Source organism: Spirosoma koreense (assembly GCF_054777875.1).
The window spans coordinates 449,712-470,265 of sequence record NZ_BAAHAC010000003.1 but is presented as its reverse complement, the minus strand read 5'-3'; the positions used below and the strand labels follow the sequence as shown (position 1 = coordinate 470,265).

The window sequence follows — 20,554 nt, the reverse complement described above, 5'->3', positions numbered from 1 at the left end:
AATAAATTATAGCTTTTGAATTGTCTGGTCGATCGCTGTATTTTCCTGCGTCAAGTCCTCGCTGGTATAAACAATGCGGCCTTCCACCATCGTCAGGCTGATGGTGAACTCCGAATCGAATAAAATAATATCTGCATCTTTTCCCGGCGCCAGCGAGCCCTTTCGGTGATCGACACCCATGATCCGGGCGGGGGTGGCACTCGCCATCCGGACGGCTTCCGGCACCGACACGTCGGCCAGGTGGACCATGTTACGGACCAGCCGATTCGTGGTAGCGACACTGCCCGCAAACGACGTTCGGTCGGGCAGTTTGGCCACGCCATCTTCAACAATGACGGGCAGTCCATTTTTCAGGGAGCCCAGCGTACTTTCGCCTTCGGGCATCCCGGCGGCCCGCATGGCGTCGGTAATCAGTGCGATCCGGTCGGCTCCTTTCACTTTATAAATCAGTTTCAGCAGCGGAGCAGGCAGGTGAATGCCATCGCCGATCGCTTCCACATCGAGGTCCAGTAGCAGCGCACTCTCGATGACGCCCGCGTACCGAAAGGCATTTCGTCGGGTGACGCCCGACATGGCCGAATACAGATGAGTGACCAGCGAATAACCGTTTTCATAAGCGGTCAGCACGTCGTCGTAGAAGGCGTCGGAATGAGCGATGGCGGCCAGAATTCCCCGCTGGCGCAGTCGCTGCCCGAAGGCAATGGCTCCGTCCAGTTCAGGAGCGACACTCCAGCGCACAATCGATGACGAATACGCCAGAATCTCTTCATACTCCTGCGGATCGGGGTTTCGGATATACCGCGGGTCCTGCGCTCCTCGCTGGCTTAACGCAAAGTAAGGTCCTTCCAGATGCATCCCCAGAAAAGCCGCGCCCTGGGTATTCCGGGTCTTCGCCCGGTCGTAAGCATCCAGGGTTTGCAGCAGGTCTTCTTTCTCAGCGGTGAGCGTGGTCGGTACCAGCGCCGTGGTACCGTAACGGGCGTGCAGTTCAGCGATACCCAGAAAGGCTTCTTCGGTGCCATCCATAAAGTCGAAGCCGCCCCCGCCATGCACGTGAATATCGATGAAACCCGGCGACACATATTGCCCTTTCGCATCGATCTCGACCGCATCGGGCACCGGAACGGCCCCTTCGTGAATACCCGCAATTTTGCCATCCTCAACGACCAGGGTAGCGCCCCGAAGCGTACGGTAAGGGGTCAGGAGGATGCCATTTTGTATTCTATAGCGCATCAGAATCGCCAGCGTTTGATGGTATGGCCGTACAGGGCGTAATAAACCAGGTACAGGTAACAGGGGAAAAGCACCCAATACGCCGTCCGCACGTCGAACCGATCGGCCACGTAACCGTAAAGAACGGGCATGATAGCATTTCCGCAAAGCCCCATGATCAGAATAGAGGCCCCTATTTTTGTGAAGCGCCCCAGTCCGTCCAGCGCCAGTGGCCAGAGTCCGGCCCAGACCAGCGAATTGGCCAGCCCGAGCAGCACCACGAACCAGATCGAGACGTCGGCGGTATGCCCAAGAAACGTAACCGTTCCCTGCGTGGCAATAATCAGCAGGGTAAAGACCGTTCCCAGCAGGGTACAGACTCGCAGCGCGTTGACCTGGCTGATAAACCGGGGAATGGTCGCGATCCCGATCAGGTAGCCTATGATGGTGCAGGTCAGCGTGTACGACGGAAACGTTTTGGCTTTGAGCAGATCGATGCCCATCGAGTTGGCGTAGCCAATCACGGTATCGATGGCGATGACCTGCGTACCGACGTGCATGAAAATAGCCAGCGCGCCCAGCATCAGGTGCGGAAACTGAAGAATGCTGGTTTTTCCGGCATTGGCCGTCGCCACCTCGGCGCTTTCATGCTCGGTATTGATCTCGGGCAGGGGCGATCGGTACACCAGAAAGCCCAGCACCAGCAGGAACGTTCCCAGCACGGCATATGGCGGAATGACCCGCCGAACCAGCTCATCCAGTGCAGCACCCCGCTCGATCGAACTCATGGTTTTCAATTGAGCGAACAGGTCTGTATCGGTGGGGCGCAGAATAACGGCCGCAAAGACAAGCGGTGACAGAATCCCGGCGGCTTTGTTGCAGATGCCCATCAGGCTGATCCGCTGAGCCGCCCGCTCTTTTGGCCCCAGGATGGTGATGTAGGGGTTGGTAGCGGTTTGCAGGATGGCCAGACCGATGCCGATCGTAAAAAGCCCCAGCAGGAAAATCCCGTAAGTACGGCTCAGGGCCGCCGGAATAAATAAAAAGGCCCCCAGCGCCATCGCCCAGAAACCCACCATCATGCCTTTCTTGAAACCGACGGCCTTCAGCAGGTACGACGCCGGCACCGACATGATGAAATAGGCAATGTAAAAAGCAAAGGCAACCAGATAGGCCTGAAAACTGGTCAGTTCGCAGGCAATTTTAAAATACGGAATCAGGATGGAATTGACCCACGAAATGAAGCCGAAGATGAAAAACATCAGCCCCACCAGGCCAATCGACAGGGTGGTTTCGCGCCGGGTCAGGCCATGTATGTCAACCGCAAGTGTGCTCATCGGATGTCAGACCGTTGGTTCCCAGCCTTTTTCGTACTCGCGCTGCCAGAATTTCATGGCGGCTTTGTTGTTCAGGATATGGCCGTTGGTCGGGTCAATGTCCAGCGCGTCGCCCGAGCGCAGGGCAATGTTCCCCAGTTGACAGAGCAGCGTACTCTGATGTCCACCAACAATACCCGACGCCAGCGGTGTATTTTTTCGGATCGCATCGGCGAAGTTCTGCAGGTGGGTAGCGTCCAGGACCTGAGAGGGGTTCATTTTGTTGCGCGGGTCGATCGGCAGGTCGTTTTTGACCTCTTTGATAACTTTGTTGTCGAGGCCGAAAATTGTGTACGCATTCCCTCCCCCGTATTGCAACGATCCCTTCTCCCCATAGAACGTCACGCCCACGTCGCTGCCTTCCACGGTCCGTCCGTTACAGCTGCGCCCTTCCCAGGTCATAGCCGTATTGTTCGGGAACGTCAGGTTGATCACCTGCGTATCGGGCGTTTCCCAGTCATCTTTATACCGATAGCGGCCACCCAGGGAGGTCACTTTATTGGGGTACTCCACGCCCAGGCCCCAGCGCATCAGGTCCAGCATGTGGGTGCCGTTGTTGAGTGCTTCGCCGGTGCCCCAGTGCCAGAACCAGTGCCAGTTGTAATGAATAAGGTTGTCTTTGAACGGGCGTCGGGGAGCGGGTCCCTGCCATAGATCGTAGTTTAGCCAGGTAGGTACAGGCCCGGCTTTGCCCACCCCGATCGTTGCCCGGTTATTGGTATACCAGCCTTTGGCGAAATACGGTCGACCGATGGCTCCGTCCTGGATGTCCTGAATCGCCTGCTTTACGTTGGGCCACGACCGGCGCTGGTTGCCCATCTGAATGACGTTTTTGTACTTAGCAGCTGCTGCTACCAGCAACTCACCTTCGTGTGGGTTATGGCTACAGGGCTTTTCGAGGTAAACGTGTTTTCCGGCTTTAGAAGCCAGAATGGCTGCGGGTGCATGCCAGTGATCGGGCGCTGCAATAACCAGCGCATCGAGATCCTTGTCTTCGAGTGCTTTTCTAAAGTCGGGATTGTTTTTCGGTTTCGTTGCCTGAAGACCCGCTACGGTGGTGATGGCTTTTTCGGCCGCCCGCGTATCGACATCGCAGATGGTGGCCACTTCGAAATTAGGTTGCAGGGCATAATTGCTCGCCAGGGCCAGCCCACGGCTGTTGACGCCCATGACCCCGACTCGTATTTTTTCGTTCGAGCCCAGTATCCGGCCGTAGCTCTGCGGACTGAAACCCGGCAAAATGCCGCCCACCGACAGCGTAGCGGCTCCGGCTACTGTTTTTTTGATAAATACGCGACGAGTACTAGCAACCGACTCGTTCTTAAGCTGTTTCATGGCAAACGGTTGAGGAAGATTAGGTTTATATTTTTTCGACAGGATTTATTAGTTAAAGCGGTTTAGCATTTTGAAAAATGCATCGTCTCGGCATTGATAGAATACATATCAAATTGAAAACCCTAAACAGCTCCGTTAAAAGAAATCCTGTCGAAAAAAACTTTATTCGTTCTGGCAATTCCAGGCAGAGAAGCCTTTTTGGGCTGCCAACTACTCAATCAAATTAAATCAGAGAATCCAAAAAGACAATTGCCCAACAGACGTCAGCTAGTGTCTGTTGGGCAATTTACAACGGGTGAGCGTAAACCGCCCTACCGTTTCTTCTTTCCTGAATAATTTCTTGAAAATTGGGGTTTACCCGTTTTTTCTTTCTTCGGACTACCCAGCAACCGTTCGACCAGATCGGGCCGGTTGAGTTTGTTGAGCCGGTTCCGAATCCAGTCTTTATGTTCGGATTTGTACCAGAAAAAGTAGCGGTTCTGCGCCTGCTTTTCCTCCCGGGTCTTCGCCGTTTTGACGGGTTTCAGCGTATACGGATGCACCCCTGAGTAGTAGATCACTTCGGCGACAGTCATGGGTGTCGGGGTGAAATCCTGAACCTGTTCGAGCTGGAAGCCCATATCTTTGGTTTCGGCGGCCAGATTGGCCATGTCCTGCTCTTCGCAGCCAGGGTGCGACGAAATAAAGTACGGAATCAGCGGCTGTTTGAGGTTGTGCTTCTCCTGAATCTGGTCGTATTTTTTCTTGAACAGCTTGAAATATTTGAACGACGGCTTCCGCATGATTCGCAGCGTATCGTCGGCTGTATGCTCGGGCGCTACTTTCAACCGCCCCGATACGTGGCGCGTTGTCAGCTGCTCCATGTATTCGTCGTGGTTGCCATCGGCATTGTTTTTGTTGAAATCGTCGACCAGCAGATCGTAGCGCACACCCGAGCCGACAAACGCTTTTTTAATCGCCGGATTGGCATCGACCTTCCGGTATAGTTCCGTGAGTGGCTTGTGCGAGGTATCGAGGTTCGAGCAGATGACCGGGTGAATGCAGCTGGGGCTCTGGCAACGGGCGCAGATCGACTCGTCTTTGCCCTTCATCTTGTACATATTCGCCGACGGGCCGCCCAGATCCGAAATATAGCCCTTGAACTCAGGGTGTTTCGTGATTTCGTCCACTTCTTTCAGCACCGATTTTTCACTGCGCGAGGCAATGAACTTACCCTGGTGTGCCGAAATGGTGCAAAAGCTACAGCCGCCAAAACAGCCCCGGTGCATGTTGACCGAGAACTTGATCATCTCATAAGCCGGAATCGGTCCCCGTTTTTTGTATTTAGGGTGCGGCAGGCGGGTATACGGAAGGTCAAACGATTTGTCGATCTCGGCTTCATCCATCGTCTTGAACGGCGGATTGATGACCAGCACCTGATCGCCGACGCGCTGGGTGATGCGATTGGCCTGCCACTTGTTCGACTCGACTTCGACAATCTTGAAGTTGGCCGCGTACTTGATTTTATCCTCCAGACAAACCTCGTGGCTGGCCAGCTCTATCGTATCCCAGTTGTTGTAATCACGGAGTTCGGTGCTGGCGTCGTGCAGGTAGGCCACCTGGTTGATGTTGCGCATCGACGAGAACGGCACGTTTTTGCGCGCCAGCTTCAGAATTTCGCGCAGGGGTTGTTCCCCCATACCATAAACCAGCATGTCGGCTCCGGCATCGACCAGAATGGAGGGCAGTAGCTTATCCTGCCAGTAATCGTAATGGGTTACCCGACGCAATGAAGCCTCGATACCGCCCAGCAGGACCGGCACATCGGGGTAAAGGGTTTTTAAAATATTCGTGTAAACGATAGTGGCGTAGTCGGGTCGAAACCCGGCTTCGCCACCCGGCGTGTAGGAATCGTTGGAACGAAGGCGCAGGTTGGCCGTGTAATGATTCACCATCGAATCCATACAGCCGGCCGTAACCCCGAAAAAATATTTTGGTTTACCGAATTTTTTGAAGTCGCGCAGATCGTCTTTCCAGTTGGGCTGGGCGATAACGGCCACACGAAACCCTTCGCTCTCCATGATCCGTCCGATAACAGCGGTTCCAAAAGCCGGGTGATCGACATAGGCGTCACCGGATACCAGCACGATATCCACTTCGTCCCAGCCTCTTTTCTCGACTTCTTTCATCGTCAGCGGCAACCAGTCTGTCAGGGGTCTTTCGATCATGAGTTTATAAACCTGTTCATCTGGAAAACACGGAAACGGCGAAATAATTCACTTCTGAACCCTCATTTCCTGCCAAAGATGACACCGGCCCATGGGTTCGTCCGTCTCAAGGGAATGAATCGTTTCGTCCTCCCTTCACCCGGCTTTCATTGGTGCAGCCTGACGTATTTCTTGCTTGTCGTAATCGTGGAGAGCATCCCGGTCATGGCACAAAAGCAAGCTACGGTCAGCGACCCCGACCCCACCCGCTGGATCAGGTATAGCCAGACTTATTTCAAAATACCTATTGCCGAGAACGGGATTTATCGAATCACGACGGTGGAACTTCAGCAAGCCGGTATCTCTACTGACCAACTCAATCCAGCCACGGTGCAGCTATTTCATCGGGGTGTCGAACAGGCGATTTATGTGGCCGGTGAAACCGACGGGCGATTTGATACGGGCGATTTCATCGAGTTCTACGGGCGCCGGAACGACGGGGCGCCGGATTCGCTGTTATACCGCCCCACATCGGCTCAGCCTCATGCTTATTACAGCCTGTTCAACGACACAACAGCATATTTTCTCACCTGGCGACTCGACGGTCTGCCGGGCCGACGCATGAGCGGATACACCGACACGACCTACGCTGATCTTACACCCGACGCCTATCATTGGGCCGACGAGCTGCGATTATTCACGGAAAACTACCCTGGCTGGGCCGCGGGAATCCCTCCCAAAATCGAATACAGCTACTACGAAGCCGGGGAAGGCTATACCGGGAGTATGCAGCAGAAGGCCAAACCATACACGATGTCGTTTATGCTGACCGACGCCGTCCGGAGCGGCCCCAGCCCCAAAATTGATCTGCTGCTGGCGGGCCGTGAGTTCACGAATCACCGGGTTACCTGCCTGGCCGGTGCTGCTTCCGGCTCTCAACATCCGCTTGACTCGGTCCGCTTTTCGGTCTACGACAATGCTCGTATTCAGACCGGTATATCCTGGAGCGATGTCGGCACCAACGGGCAACTGCTGGTATCGACGGTTTCGACAGGCGAGGCTTCGGCGACGGATGCTTACTCCGTTTCGTACGTCCGGCTTCGGTACCCTCAGCGATTTACCGTCAACGGTCTAATGATGCAGACGTTTCAGTTGGCTCCTAATCCGGTGGGTCGTTCGCTTATCGAACTGACGGCGGTACCGGCCAACACCCGCTTCTGGAATATTTCCGACCCGAGCGCTCCGCAACTGATTGGGGCAACCCAGCGTTCCGGTACGGCCCGGCTCATTGTGCACGGTACCGACATCGCCCGTACCCTTCTCAGCGTGAATACCCCGAAATCAGTGGCAGCCATCCGACCCGTCCGGTTCACCGATTGGACAGCCCGAAAACCAACGTATCTGATTATTAGTCACGAACGGTTGATGCGACCGGTTGGCACGGTCAACGCCGTTCAGGAATATGCCCGATACCGGGCGTCGGCAGCCGGCGGTAGTCACGATACGCTGACGGTCACCATGCAGCAGTTGATCGACCAGTATAGTTACGGCGAACGACATCCGCTGGCGATCCGGCGATTTCTGGATCAGTTGCTCCGGCAATCCAGGGGATCATTGCAGTACCTGCTACTGGTCGGACGGGGCCGAAGCACGCCCGGCATCCGGCGTGACCCGGCTCAGGCAACCCTCGATCTGGTCATGACTGCTGGCTTTCCCGGCTCCGATCTGCTTTTTTCAGCCGGTCTGAATGGGCAGCCTGTCGATGTGCCCGCCGTTCCAACCGGCCGCATCAACGCTAGTTCGCCGGAAGAGGTATTGCACTATCTGGCAAAAGTAAAGGAATACGAAAGCCTGCCGCCGAGTGCGCTCTGGCGTAAAAACCTGCTCCACCTGAGCGGGGGCGAAACCCCCGACGAGAGGAGTCTGTTCCGTCAGTTGGTCGACGATTACCGGAATCTGGCGGCTGCCCCGGCGCTGGGAGCCCAGGTAACGACGCTTGCCAAAACCACGGACAAACCGGTCGAGGCCATCGACGTAGTCAAATCCGTCAACGAAGGGATCGGGCTGATCACATTTTTCGGCCACTCGGGGCTGGACGTCACCGATCTGGACATTGGCTTTTGCTCGAACGATGCGCTGGGGTATCAAAATGTAGGTAAATACCCGCTGCTGCTGGTCAACGGTTGTGCCATCGGCAATTTCTTTTACGGTCGCCCGACGCTCTCGACCGACTGGGTTCTGACACCCAACCGCGGGGCAATTGCGGCCCTTGCACACAGCCACCTCGGCTATCCGGACGTGCTGCATCAATACAGTACGGTGTTGTATAATCTGCTGGCCGACAGTAGCCAGCTAGCCAAATCCATCGGGCATCTTCAGCAGGAAACCATCCGGCGTTTGTTAGCGCAGTCGTCGGACGGACGGGTGCTGGCGAACTGTCAGCAGATGGTGTTGCAGGGTGATCCGGCCATTCGCCTGTTTCCCTTCAGCACGCCCGACTATGGGCTAACCGCGGGTGGAGTAAGCATTCAAAGCGCAGATAACCAGCCGCTGACAATCCAGAGTGATTCGGTGATGATCCGGGCAGTCGTGCAAAACGCCGGGCAGTATCGAACTGATCCGCTGCCGGTTCGGGTCCGTCGGTTTGTAAATGGGCACGAGTCTGGTGTTTTCAACCCAGTGTTCGTTAAATCAGTGGCGTATAGCGATACGCTCACGCTGACCGTTCCGAACCAATCCGAAGCCGATGGGCAAAACCAGTTCGAGGTGACGGTCAACCCAGTCGATTCTCCAGATACCCAACCGGAAATAAATCACACGAATAACCAGGTTACCGTCGAACTGATCCTGGCGAGCCCCAAACCAGTCCTGATCTACCCAGCACCAGGCAGCGTCGTTACGACCCGATCTGTGCGATTAACCGCACAATACGCTTCCCGAATAGTGCACCCGTTTGACCTCGAACTCGACAGTACGGCCCGGTTCGACAGCCCGATACGCTGGAAGCAGCGTGTCGAGGGGTCGCCCGTTGTCAGCTACCAAACAACCCTGCCCGAGCGTCCCAGCACAACCTATTACTGGCGAATCAGGCTGGCCGATTCCGTAAACAGCGCAACTACATGGGTGACGGGTTTCTTTCGTTATGAGCCGGGTTCGGCTGAAAAAGGCTTACCCGAAGGCCAGATTCGGTTAGCGGCCGACCTACCTTCCGATCTTCGGCAGGGCGATATCTTGCGGCTTCCCATTGACTTTGCCAACCTGAGCCCCTACCCTTTTGCGGATTCGCTGGTGGTTTGGCAAACGCTCTATGCCGAGGGATTGACCAACCCGCAGGTAAAGCAGTGGCGGCTGAAGGCGCCCGCCGGTAGTGACACGGTCCGGTTTTTCACGCAGATTCCCACAACGGCCCTGCCCGGCCTGAACCGACTGCTACTGACCGTCAATCCACGTCTGCAACCCGAATATTCGTTCCTGAACAATACACTCGATCTGTTACTGCCGGTACAACCCGATTTGTTCGGCCCTATTCTGGAAGTAGCCTTCGATGGGGCACGAATAACGGACGATGCCGTGGTCTCGGCGCAGCCGGTGATCGACATTCTGGTTGCTGATGATAACCGGTCACTGGTCCGGCGCGACACCACCGGCCTGGCTTTGTATCTGCAACGACCTGGCCGAACGGCATCTTACGAGCGGCTGAACTGGCGCGGTGCGACGATGCAGGCGGGTATCGACAATGTATTTCGGGTGCGTTACCCAGCCCCGATTCTGTCAGAAGGTACTTATCAGTTGTTGATTACCGCCCAGGATGCTATCGGCAATGCAGCCGCTCCGTATCAGGTACGCTTTCAGGTCGTCAGGCAACGCCAACTGGCAGACCTATTGGTTTCGCCAAACCCTTCCCGGAGCGAGTTCCGCTTCTCCTTTACCTTAACCGGCGATCGCCCGCCCGAAGCATTGACCATAACCCTAACCGATCTGAACGGTCGCGTAATCCGGCACCTGAAACAATCGGTCCGCATCGGGCAGAACGTGTGGACCTGGGACGGACGCACGGACGCCGGTGAATTTGCACCCGCCGGTGCCTACATTTATCAACTCACTATAGAGGATGGCGAGACCTGGGGAATTTCAGGTAAACGACCCGAACGGTTAAGCGGTCGCATCATTCGCCTACCCTGATGAGGCCACCTACCGACATGCAGCCGAAAATGACCGGAACGGCACTACCTCACCGCGACCTACCAGCCCTGACGGGTTTACGCGCGCTGGCGGCTTATCTGGTGTTTCTTCACCATGCCAACCCCGCCCCGACCGGTTCGTTTGCCCATCGACTTTTCGACCAGGGCTACCTTGGCGTTTCTATCTTTTTTGTGCTCAGTGGTTTTCTGATCTACCATCGGTATGCGGACGTTTTCCTCGAACAGAAAAGCTGGTCATGGCGAATTTATCTGCAAAATCGCTTTGCCCGAATTTATCCGCTGTACGCCCTGATCCTGCTGGTTACGGTAGGTCACGCGTTTTACGTGGGTCGGCCGCCGTCGGCACCGGTCCTGTTTCTAAACCTAAGCCTGCTAAAAGGCTTTTTCAATGTTTACAAATTCAGCGGTATCCCACAAAGCTGGAGCCTGACCGTCGAAGTTTGTTTCTATGCTTTGGCCCCCCTTCTGTTTCGGCTGCTCCACCGGCTGGGTACGCTTCGACTGACGGCTGGATTACTAGGCATGGGTCTGATTTTGTGGGCGACCGTTGGGCAACTGGCCGGCCATGGCTTCTTCGGAAACCTGCCATTCGTGCTGTTTTATACGTTTTTTGGGCGAAGTTTTGAATTTGTGCTCGGTATGCACCTGGCCCGACGCTGGCAATCGAAGCAGTTATCCGGCTTTCGGCTAAGTTCGCTTTGGGGTGGCCTGACCGTGTTGGCCTGTGTACTATGGCAGGCCAGCGTGGTGGTACTGACCCGCGACCAGATACACCTGATTTGGAGTGAAGTAGTGGCTTATAATTTTTTCCTGCCCATCGGTATCAGCTTCGTTTTAGGGGGTCTGCTGGATCAGAAATCCGTCTGGCGGTCGACCCTGGCGATACCTCTCCTGCTGGCTCTGGGCCGGAGTTCGTACGCTTTCTACCTGATTCATGTGGGAGTCATAGCCACCGCCTGCCGCAACCTGGGCATAAACCATACGGGCTTTCTCTTCGGGGTACTGGTGCTGATCGCTTACGGCCTGTATCAGTTCATTGAAAAACCCACGCACCGTTGGCTACGCGCTTCCTGAAAACAAATAAAATACGGTCTGGTAGAAGCTCCGCATCACTCAGTCCCAGCATTCCATAATCAGCAGGTCGCCGGTCCGGGCTTCGATGCGCACAAACCCATTCGCAGCCGCTTCGTTACTGCTGCTGGTAAAATAACCCAGCTTCAGCGTAGCATCCTGCAGGTTGTATTTCAGCCCCTCCGACGTGAAGCCGGTCACGGTACCGACCGGTATGAGCGAGATGGGCGTTCCGGCCTCGTACCATTTTTCGAACCGCTCCGTCAACGGAAACAACCGGGAATGATCGTCGATCATCACGATCCGGATGCGGTCTTTGTAGCGCACGATATTGGTCATGTTCGTCAGGGTATGATCGGCCCGGCGGCCGGTGGCCCAGACGATGTTGACCGCCGGAAACCCCCGTTCGATCAGAAATTCGATTCCTTTGTCGAGGTCGGTTTTGTTCTGATCGGGCGCGTGAACGATCTCCAGCGGGTATTGCCGCTCCCGAATGGCCTCCAGGTCCAGCGTCCGGTCGAAATCGCCGAGCAACACATCGACTTTGATGCCCAGTTCGAGCACCCGCCAGATGGCACTGTCGAGCACGACGACCATGGGGTTCCACTCCAGCAGTTGCCCCAGCAGGTCGGGCTGGCAGGCTTCGCCGTTGGCAATGAGCAAAGCGGGTTCCTGCTTGTCGCGAACGATGTGATGAGATGACATAGTCGGACAAAGATATAGCGGCAAGTCAATCAATCCTGCTTATTTTTGTAGCCTTTACCGTCTCGACTGCCCATTCCGTTGCAACGTGTACTTCGTTTTCTGACGCTTCCCCGTGTTGTGGGGCTCTATATATTTCTTTTCTGCCTGGTGGCTGTGCAGAACTACCTGCTGGGCTACGGTAATTACAACAATTACCTGATGTTTGCCCAGCCGTTTCATAACCTACTGCTGGACAAGAGCATATACGGCCTGCACCCCGAGCTGTACAACGATGATTACAAATATAGCCCCACCTTCGCCTGGCTGATGGGGCCGTTTTATTACCTGCCCGTCTGGTTCGGGGTAATTCTCTGGAACCTGCTCAACACGCTGGTGCTGCTGGCGGGCGTCTGGTTTTATTTGTCGGATGAAAAAGAGCCGGCCAGACAACGGCAGATTGCCCTGCTGATCATCATTCTGGAAGCGCTGATAACGGCGCAGAACCTGCAAAGCAATAACCTCATCGTCGGGGCGATGCTGCTGGGGCTGTATCACCTGCGCAACGAGCGGGTCTGGCAGGCAGCTTTCTTCTTCGTTCTCTGCGCTTTTATCAAGTTCTACGGCGTGGCGGCTGCGGGTTTCTTTTTGTTCTATCCGAAAAAGCCGCAATTTATCCTGGCGATGATCGTCTGGACGGTTCTGTTCGCGGCCATGCCCCTCACCCTGATTCCTGTTGACCACCTGGTAGCCGAATATGAGGAATGGTTCCGGCTGGTTGTCGAGGTGAAACTGGGCCTGCAGGTGTCCGTAATGGGCATTGCCGAATCCTGGTTTGGCATGGAAAAGACCGACGCGAATTATCGCATCATCGAAGCCTTCGGGGCCACGCTGTTTCTGCTGCCGTTCCTGCGATTTGGTCTGTGGCAGGACCGGCTGTTTCAGCGACGCATGATCGCTTACTTTTTCCTGTTCATGATCGTGTTCAACAAAATGGCCGAGTCGCCCACCTACGTCATGGCCGTTACGGGCGTAGCGCTGTGGTGGGTAACCCTGCAGACCCCGACGTCACTCGACCGGATTTTGCTGACCTTAGTGATTGTCTTTACATCGCTGTCGCCAACCGATATTTTTCCGGCCTACGTTCAGAAGTATTTCTTTCAGCCCTACAACATCAAAGCCGTACCGTGTCTGCTGGTCTGGGCGCGGGTACAGTACCAGATCTGGACCCAGCCCCGCACGGTACAGCCGCAGCTACAGACTATCTCGTAAAATTTTCTCGATGTCGGCGGGGCTATCGACGGTTGGCGTCTGGTAGCTTGTCCGCACCAGCTTGATCCGATACCCCGCTTCGAGCCAGCGCAGTTGCTCCAGCGATTCGGCCTGTTCGAGGGGCGAAGGCGGTAGTTGGGTAATGGCATTCAGGATGTCGGCCCGGTAGGCATAGAGGCCGACGTGCCGGTGAAATTCGTGGTGTTTGTGCCACTCTTCCGGGGCCACACCCTGCACGTACGGAATAGCCGCCCGGCTAAAATAAAGGGCTTCATCCTGCGCATTGATGATGATCTTCGCTTCCTTCGGATCGTGCAGCAACTCCCCCGAATCGACCGACGCCATCTGCGTAGCCAGCTCAACGGTACCGTCGAGGATAGCCGCCAGTTCGTCGATCTGGGCCGGGTCGATGAAGGGCTCGTCGCCCTGGATGTTGATCACGTAGTTTACCGAATCTGAATCCGCCAGTACGACACCCTCGGCTACGAGTCGGTCGTAGGCTTCCCAGCATCGATCGGTGCCGCTCGGGTGATCCGTACGGGTCATAACGACGTCTTCTCCCAGTCGACGGACCGCTTCGGCAATGCGCTCATCATCGGTTGCCACCACGACTTTGTCCAGCGAAGCGGCCTGCCTGGCCTGCTCCAGAACACGCTGAATCATGGATTTTCCGGCAATGTCGGCCAACGGCTTTCCCGGAAAGCGGGTCGACCCATAGCGGGCCGGAATAATGCCAATAATCATACGGGTAAGATTTGTACTTTAGGTTCTGGACCAGCAGCGCCCACAATCCAGTAGGTCGGTTCGATGGCCTGGCGTTGCTGGTAATACTGGTCGTAGACGGGTCGGTAACGGAGTCGTTCGGCCATGACCGTATCGAACTGACCCAGTAGGCCCAGCATCAGTTCGCACCCTTCGCGCACGGCAAACTGGCCGCTCTGGCTGCCCGTGATGTAGTCGGCATAGCCGTTCTGAATGACGTAGTTGGTAAACAGCGGATTAGCGTTCCGGCGAACCATAATGCGCACGCCCGCGATTTCGGCGACCGACAGATCGAGGGCGTCGTCGAAAAAGAAAGCGACTTCCTGCGGTTGCAGGTTGTGTCGATCCAGCAAATGAGCCAGCACTTCGACTTTATTTTTGGCCTGGGAGTAGCAGGCGTGAAAATGCTCCCGCTGCACCAGCCCGTCGGCCAGGATGTTCGTTACGCCCGTGATAATCGCCACAACGGGTAATTGCCGGTTATGGTGCAGCCAGAAGCCGAAGCGCAGCAGGTTCGTCCCCATCGAGTCGACTTCGCTGAACGAGCTGCTGCCCGACCCGGTCTTGACACCGTCGTTGAAAACGCCATCCCAGTCGAAAACGATGGCCCGCACGGTGCGAAGCTTTTCGGTCAGCGCATCTACCGGCGTGACAAACTGCCCGCCCAGCGCGGTGAAGGTTGATTCAATAGTAGCCATGTCAGGAAGTGAAGAATGAAGAGTGAAAAGTGAAGAATAGGCTGGCGCAAGTTATTCTTCACTTTTCACTCTTCATTCTTCACTAATTACACTAGTTCAGGTAGCGTATTTCTGTATTTTACTTCGACCGCGTGGAGTTCGAGGAGCGGTTTGAGGAAGTCTTCCAGGTAGCGGATGTCGAGCTGACTGGCGGCATCGCAGAGCGCTTCCGAGGGACAAGTGTGGGTTTCAACGAACAGACCGTCGACACCTGCAGCCACGCCCGCACGCGCCAACACCGGCAGGTATTCGCGGGCACCACCTTTGGCATCGGCGGAGGGGATCCCATACTTGCGGATGGCGTGGGTTACGTCGAAGACAACCGGGTAATTCGTCCGGGCCATGTGGTAGAACGAACGGGGATCGACCACCAGGTCGTTGTAGCCAAAGGTGTATCCTCGTTCGGTCAGGATGATCCGGTCATTGCCCGAATCCTCGACTTTCCGGACCGGATGTTTCATGTTTTCCGGCGCCAGAAACTGACCGTGCTTGATGTTGACGACCCGCCCGGTTTCGGCAGCAGCCACCACCAGCATGGTCTGCATGCACAGGTAAGCCGGAATTTGAATCACGTCGACGACTTCGGCCGCGGGGGCACATTGGTCGGGATAGTGTACGTCGGTCAGGAGCGGAAAGCCGAACTGCTCTTTCACTTTGGCCAGGATCTTGAGGCCTTTTTCGAGACCGGGGCCGTTGTAGTAGTTCAGGCTGGAGCGGTTGTCCTTCTGAAACGAGGATTTATAGATGATTTTGATGCCGACGCGCTCCTGGATTTCGCGGAGCTGTTCGGCCACACTCATCATGATTTTTTCGTCTTCAATGACGCAGGGCCCGCTGATGAGAAACAACTCATCCGACCCGCATTCGATGTCGCCAACGCGAACGATTTTTTGAGACATTGGTCTTTTGTTTTTTAAGTGAACTGGCCGTCATCCTTCCGAGTGATCAGAAAGGAATTCAGCAGAATAAGGCCGGCACCCACCATGACCGACACATCAGCCATGTTGAAAATACCGGTTTGAAAGAACCCCAGCTGGATGTGCAGAAAATCCGTCACCGAGCCATAGGCGATCCGGTCGATCAGGTTGCCAACCCCGCCACCGATGATGAAACTCGCCCCCAAAACAAACAGCCGGGGTAAGTTGAACCGAAGCAGTAGGTAAGCAAACCCCAGAACAATCGCCATGATTGGGAGAATCAGCAGGAGCGTATTTTTTACGAACGGCGGCCATGCATCGCCCAGACTCAGAAACGCTCCGCTGTTCTCGATCTTGGTAACGGTGAGGTGATTCTGCCAGAGCCGGATATTTTCGCCATATGATACTCGCTCGCGCACGATCGTTTTAGATACCTGATCGCACCCGATATTCACCGATACCGTGAGCAGGATGAGTATGATTCTCAGGGCGTTTTTCATAGGGTCTACTTTCAGGAATCCAATCTACTCGACAAATGTAATCCTCATCGCCTTTTCCGTTAAAACGATGAAGTGATGGGGAGTAACTGAATCCAAAAAGTTCGCCAGGAAACGACTGAGCACAGCAATTTTATTTTCAATACGCTCATCATCTAACCGCATGAGTACAACACCACAGTGTGAGAGCTGGTTTTTAAAAACCAGTTCGCCGAAGTCTTTATCATTGGAAATGACGACTCTGTTTTCATGGACAGCGTGTGCCAAAACCTGCCAGTCACTCCAACCTGGCGATTGCTCACCAACGGAATACACATCATAGCCTTGTTCACGCAGCCACTTGCCCACCGAAGGTCCAGTACACTCATCGACCAGCCATTTCATCAGGCTGCCAGCGGAACCAGCGTACTACTTTCGAGCATTTTACTGGCATAGGCCAGGCAGGCAAGAATATCTGCTTCGACTATATAAGGATACTCCGCCAGAATTTCTTCATGCGTTGCCCCCTTAGCCAGCAGGCCTACAATAAATTGAACCGACAACCGGGTTCCGGCTATTACAGGTTTACCTGTCAGCACACCAGGATTTGACGTAATTCGGTGTTTCGTTTCCATATATCTATCATTTACAACCGCCGGAACAGATCTTTTAGCAGGTCGATAGTAATGACTTCCTGCCAGTTGTCGCCGATGGCGTGCAGCCACATGTGTGGCAGATTGTACGACACGTGCGCCATCTGCGTAATGATATCGTCGCTCCAGTCTTTCGACAAGCCCTGCGGCAGATCGATCTGGTGATAAGCGACCATCTCCTTAAACTCAGCTACCCCCTGCGGATAATAATCTTCGAGGTGGTTCATGATCAGGCAGTTGGCGTAGCAGTGACGCGTTCCCAATATTTTCGACAGCCCGTAGCTCAGCGCGTGACAAACCCCTACTTCCGAATACGTCAGGCTCAGGCCGCCCATCAGCGAGGCCACCATCAGTTTATCGTCGTTCTCCGGTGTCTGTCCCGAATTTTCGCCCAGGTACACTTCCCGGCAGAGTTTCATGGCCTGCTCGGCATACGCGTGCGAGTAGGCATTGTTCATCCGCCCATTCTCCGACTCGACGCAGTGAATGTAGGTATCCATGCCGGTATAGAACCACCAGTTGCGCGGCACCGTCGCGATCAGCTCGGGGTCGAGAACGACCTGGTTAAACACTGTCCATTCGCATTTCAGACCTAGTTTTTTGACGGGTCCGGTCAGCACCGCTGTCATCGACACTTCAGCTCCCGTTCCAGAAATAGTCGGTACGCCGACGTGGTAAATGCCCGGCTTTTTGATCAGGTTCAGGCCCTGATACAGCGTCGACGAACCTTCGTTGGTGACCATCAGCGACAGCGCTTTGGCAATATCCATGATGCTGCCGCCCCCGATGCCCACGATGCCCGATGGCAGGCCTTTCTTCGCCAGAATTTCGTCGCGCAATTGATCGATCTGATCCGTCGTGGGCTCGTGTTCTTCCACGCTGATGTAATACGTCAGGTCTTCCGGATGGGCCGGAACCCGCTCTTCGAGGGGCTTGCCTTTGAAATAATTATCGACCAGGAAAACAAAATAGCCTTCGTTGTCGGTCCGGCGCGGAGCCAGAATTTCATCGAGCTGCGAGAAGCTACCCCGTCCGAAAACGGTTTTCTCGATTCCTTTAAAATTTTTATGCGTGGTTTGTGTTGGTGTCGCTACCATGTTGTTGTTAAGCTATATTGGCTGAAAATACTGTCTTTAGTGGCAATGGTCAGATTTTCAGCCAGAGCCTGTGAAATAATCAGCCGATCAAACGGGTCCTTATGATGATTCGGTAGCTGCTGAAGCTGTAATAGATGGGTTAATTCCACCGGGATAACCCAAAATTGATTACGTTCCAGAAAGCTAAAAAATTCCGGCAGCGATGTACCGATATCCAGTTTTCTTAAATTTACTTTGATGGTGATCTCCCATAAACTGGCGATACTTACGTAACACTCATTCGTAGCCTTCTGAATGACCTCTTTAAGGTGTTCAGGCAGCGATTCGTCACCGCCATAGAACCAAAGTAGTGTGTGCGTATCCAATAACAGACGCATTACATGTACTCGTTAAAATCGTCCAGGGGTGCATCAAAATCGCTCGCGAGCCTTACTTTTCCTTTCGCATAGCCAAACTCCCGCTCCACAAGCGTTTTATCCGACTGCTTTTTTGTTCGCAGAAAAGCAACGAAATCTTCCACTTCCTGCCGCAGTTCGGGAGGTAAGGCGGTTATCTCAGAAAGCAAGGCTGTTGTCGACATACCAATAGACTATTACGCTTCGATCAGGGTCGCTTTGCGAACGGCGGCTTCGATGTTCGCAGCCAGTTTATCGACTTCCTCTGCCGTCCACGAGGCCCGGATACCGAAGGAAATCAGTCGGCCGATAACCGCCTGCGCGTTCGGAATATCGAGGTTTTTGTAATCCTGCGGGGCACCGAATTTCTGGATCGGCAGCGCCGACGCCGTCCGCATTTCCTTGATATGATCCCACTGGTTGATGAAATGGTACATGTTCGTGTACCAGTAATTGAAGCCACCAACACCAGCCGCGTTCAGTTCAGCTACGGTGCGCTGGGCAGCGTCGGTATCGGCCATCAGGATATTCAGGAACGTCGCCGAATCCCCGTCAGCGTCTGGAATGCGGGCGAACGACACACCAGGCACGTTGGCCAGCGCCGACATCAGTTTGGTTTTGTGGGCGTTGTTGCTTTTGATTATCTCGGGCACCCGGCGCGTCTGCACCAGGCCAACGGCCGCGTGGAGTTCACTGATCCGGTAGTTGAAGCCCAGAATCGGGTGTTGTTCCATGCCCCGGTTCGTGCCGACGTGGTCGTGGCCGTGATCGGAATACGAATCCGCATGTTTATAAGCCGTCTCGTCGTTGGTCACCATGATACCCCCTTCGCCCGCCGTTGCGATCTTGAAGAAGTCGAACGAGTAGGCGCCGGTTTTTCCCCAGAGCCCCGTCGATGTGCCTTTGTAAGAAGCCCCCATTGCCTGCCCGGCGTCTTCGACCAGCACCAGGTTATGTTCGTTGACGACCGCCATGATCGCGTCCATGTCGGCCATCTGTCCGCACATGTGCACCAGACAAACCGCTTTTGTTTTCGGTGTAATGGCTTTGCGAATGCCGTCGGCACTCAGGCAAAGCGTCTCGTCGATATCCGCGAAAACGGGCAGCGCTCCGACCATCAGCACCGATTCGACCGTAGCGATGTAGGTGAACGGCGGTACAATGACTTCGTCGCCCGCACCGATACCGGCGGCTGCCAGCGCACACAATACGGCGGTCGATCCGCTCGACACGGCATGGGCATATTTGGCCCCAACGATTTTAGCGACTTCAGCCTCGAACTCGCGGGCTTTGTAAATATTATTGCGTTGCGCTTCGTGATTGTAGCGAAACAGGATGCCGGTCTCAAGCACATCGTTGATTTCCTTGCGCTCGGCCGCTCCGAAAAATTCCATTCCAGGCATAACCTAATCCGTTTTTTGCAAAAGTACGGTATTTAAAAAAGAATGTCGTAAACCAATCAATAGGGAGTCCGTTTTTCCAGCGCTATCCATTCCTGAAAGACCGCGTCGGCTTCGTCGCGCAGGAGCTGGTGCATGGGAATGTGGCGCTGGTCGCGGGCTTTGTCCAGCTCTTCATAAATAAACTGGTCGTCGAAACCCGCCCCGGCGGCATCGGTGTGAAACGCTCCGTAGACGATCCGGCTGGGTCGTGCCCAATAAATGGCTCCCAAACACATTGGGCAGGGTTCGCAGGAGGCATACAGCGTGCAGCCTTCCAGCTGAAATGTACCCAGATTCCGGCAGGCATCGCGGATGGCGACGACTTCAGCGTGGGCCGTCGGGTCGTTGGTGGAAGTCACCTGATTGCAGCCCCGACCCACGATCTCACCATTGCGGACAACAACCGAGCCAAACGGCCCACCCTGTCCGGTTGTCATGCCTTCGCGCGCTAATTGGATAGCCTCGCGCAGGAAAAATTCATCCTGATTCGTCATGCGGTTTCGCAAAAGAACGTTTGACTTAAGTAATCACGGAATATCAAATTTAGTTTCTAAACACAGAGCGGTCCGCCGGTGCGGCACAGAGAACACGGAGGTTTCCGCTTTTCATGCTCAGTTAATTAATTCTCTGTGTTCTCTGTGCCGCACTGGCGGACCGCTCTGTGTTTAAATCTTTTGTAAAAAAACGCCCGACTCAGAACTGAATCGGGCGTTGTGAACGGCTCGTCGATCGACGCAGCT

General features: G+C 54.8%; 19 protein-coding genes. 3 read left to right on the top strand and 16 right to left on the bottom strand.

Features of this window, described 5'->3' with window-relative positions; all coding sequences use genetic code 11:
- Positions 1-6: 6 nt before the first annotated feature.
- From nagA to ACYVC2_RS05400, 4 genes are all read right to left on the bottom strand, one after another.
- Positions 7-1,233: an N-acetylglucosamine-6-phosphate deacetylase gene (gene nagA / locus ACYVC2_RS05415; RefSeq protein WP_461101278.1), complete on the bottom strand. Its 1,227-nt coding sequence runs from the start codon at positions 1,231-1,233 to the stop codon at positions 7-9.
- Complete coding sequence (locus tag ACYVC2_RS05410; RefSeq protein ID WP_461101277.1) at positions 1,233-2,549, bottom strand: sugar MFS transporter; 1,317 nt, start codon at positions 2,547-2,549, stop codon at positions 1,233-1,235. The genes nagA and ACYVC2_RS05410 overlap by 1 nt, the downstream gene beginning before the upstream one ends.
- A gap of 6 nt (positions 2,550-2,555) precedes the next feature.
- A complete protein-coding gene (locus tag ACYVC2_RS05405) occupies positions 2,556-3,923 on the bottom strand; it encodes a Gfo/Idh/MocA family protein (protein WP_461101276.1) in 1,368 nt (455 codons plus the stop codon).
- Positions 3,924-4,234: 311 nt separating this feature from the next.
- Positions 4,235-6,130: a YgiQ family radical SAM protein gene (locus ACYVC2_RS05400; protein WP_461101275.1), complete on the bottom strand. Its 1,896-nt coding sequence runs from the start codon at positions 6,128-6,130 to the stop codon at positions 4,235-4,237.
- Positions 6,131-6,244: 114 nt separating this feature from the next.
- On the opposite strand from ACYVC2_RS05400, the gene porU2 reads away from it, so the two are divergent.
- Together porU2 and ACYVC2_RS05390 are read left to right on the top strand one after the other, a co-directional pair.
- Complete coding sequence (gene porU2 / locus ACYVC2_RS05395) at positions 6,245-10,291, top strand: putative type IX secretion system sortase PorU2 (protein ID WP_461101274.1); 4,047 nt, start codon at positions 6,245-6,247, stop codon at positions 10,289-10,291.
- Positions 10,291-11,385 (top strand): acyltransferase family protein, encoded by a 1,095-nt coding sequence (locus ACYVC2_RS05390; protein WP_461101273.1) that lies wholly within the window; start codon positions 10,291-10,293, stop codon positions 11,383-11,385. The genes porU2 and ACYVC2_RS05390 overlap by 1 nt, the downstream gene beginning before the upstream one ends.
- A gap of 39 nt (positions 11,386-11,424) precedes the next feature.
- Here the strand turns inward: ACYVC2_RS05390 and ACYVC2_RS05385 are convergent, their stop codons facing one another.
- Entirely contained in the window at positions 11,425-12,087 is a 663-nt protein-coding gene (locus ACYVC2_RS05385) for a thiamine diphosphokinase (protein WP_461101272.1), read from the bottom strand.
- A gap of 78 nt (positions 12,088-12,165) precedes the next feature.
- On the opposite strand from ACYVC2_RS05385, the gene ACYVC2_RS05380 reads away from it, so the two are divergent.
- Positions 12,166-13,335 carry a glycosyltransferase family 87 protein gene (locus ACYVC2_RS05380; RefSeq protein WP_461101271.1) on the top strand — a complete coding sequence of 390 codons (1,170 nt, stop codon included), beginning with the start codon at positions 12,166-12,168 and terminating at the stop codon, positions 13,333-13,335.
- Here the strand turns inward: ACYVC2_RS05380 and kdsB are convergent.
- The 11 genes from kdsB to ACYVC2_RS05325 form a co-directional block, all read right to left on the bottom strand.
- Positions 13,318-14,079, bottom strand: coding sequence for a 3-deoxy-manno-octulosonate cytidylyltransferase (gene kdsB / locus ACYVC2_RS05375; RefSeq protein ID WP_461101270.1), 762 nt, complete (start codon positions 14,077-14,079; stop codon positions 13,318-13,320). The two genes, ACYVC2_RS05380 and kdsB, sit on opposite strands and share 18 nt — an antisense overlap.
- On the bottom strand, positions 14,076-14,795 hold the full coding sequence (locus ACYVC2_RS05370; RefSeq protein ID WP_461101269.1) for a phosphatase: 720 nt from the start codon (positions 14,793-14,795) through the stop codon (positions 14,076-14,078). The genes kdsB and ACYVC2_RS05370 overlap by 4 nt, the downstream gene beginning before the upstream one ends.
- An 86-nt stretch (positions 14,796-14,881) precedes the next feature.
- Positions 14,882-15,733, bottom strand: coding sequence for a 3-deoxy-8-phosphooctulonate synthase (gene kdsA / locus ACYVC2_RS05365; protein ID WP_461101268.1), 852 nt, complete (start codon positions 15,731-15,733; stop codon positions 14,882-14,884).
- 14 nt (positions 15,734-15,747) lie between these two features.
- A complete protein-coding gene (lspA, locus tag ACYVC2_RS05360; protein WP_461101267.1) occupies positions 15,748-16,251 on the bottom strand; it encodes a signal peptidase II in 504 nt (167 codons plus the stop codon).
- A gap of 24 nt (positions 16,252-16,275) precedes the next feature.
- The gene (locus ACYVC2_RS05355; protein WP_461101266.1) at positions 16,276-16,632 is read right to left on the bottom strand and encodes a DUF5615 family PIN-like protein; all 357 of its coding nucleotides are present in this window, start codon (positions 16,630-16,632) and stop codon (positions 16,276-16,278) included.
- Positions 16,632-16,862, bottom strand: a complete 231-nt coding sequence (locus ACYVC2_RS05350) for a DUF433 domain-containing protein (RefSeq protein ID WP_461101265.1) — start codon at positions 16,860-16,862, stop codon at positions 16,632-16,634. The genes ACYVC2_RS05355 and ACYVC2_RS05350 overlap by 1 nt, the downstream gene beginning before the upstream one ends.
- Positions 16,863-16,873: 11 nt before the next feature.
- Positions 16,874-17,977 carry an iron-containing alcohol dehydrogenase family protein gene (locus ACYVC2_RS05345; protein ID WP_461101263.1) on the bottom strand — a complete coding sequence of 368 codons (1,104 nt, stop codon included), beginning with the start codon at positions 17,975-17,977 and terminating at the stop codon, positions 16,874-16,876.
- On the bottom strand, positions 17,971-18,354 hold the full coding sequence (locus tag ACYVC2_RS05340) for a type II toxin-antitoxin system VapC family toxin (RefSeq protein WP_461101262.1): 384 nt from the start codon (positions 18,352-18,354) through the stop codon (positions 17,971-17,973). The genes ACYVC2_RS05345 and ACYVC2_RS05340 overlap by 7 nt, the downstream gene beginning before the upstream one ends.
- The gene (vapB, locus tag ACYVC2_RS05335) at positions 18,354-18,557 is read right to left on the bottom strand and encodes a type II toxin-antitoxin system VapB family antitoxin (protein ID WP_461101261.1); all 204 of its coding nucleotides are present in this window, start codon (positions 18,555-18,557) and stop codon (positions 18,354-18,356) included. The genes ACYVC2_RS05340 and vapB overlap by 1 nt, the downstream gene beginning before the upstream one ends.
- Before the next feature lie 12 nt (positions 18,558-18,569).
- Complete coding sequence (locus tag ACYVC2_RS05330; protein WP_461101260.1) at positions 18,570-19,775, bottom strand: DegT/DnrJ/EryC1/StrS family aminotransferase; 1,206 nt, start codon at positions 19,773-19,775, stop codon at positions 18,570-18,572.
- 56 nt (positions 19,776-19,831) lie between these two features.
- Positions 19,832-20,308 carry a nucleoside deaminase gene (locus ACYVC2_RS05325; RefSeq protein WP_461101259.1) on the bottom strand — a complete coding sequence of 159 codons (477 nt, stop codon included), beginning with the start codon at positions 20,306-20,308 and terminating at the stop codon, positions 19,832-19,834.
- Positions 20,309-20,554 lie beyond the last annotated feature (246 nt).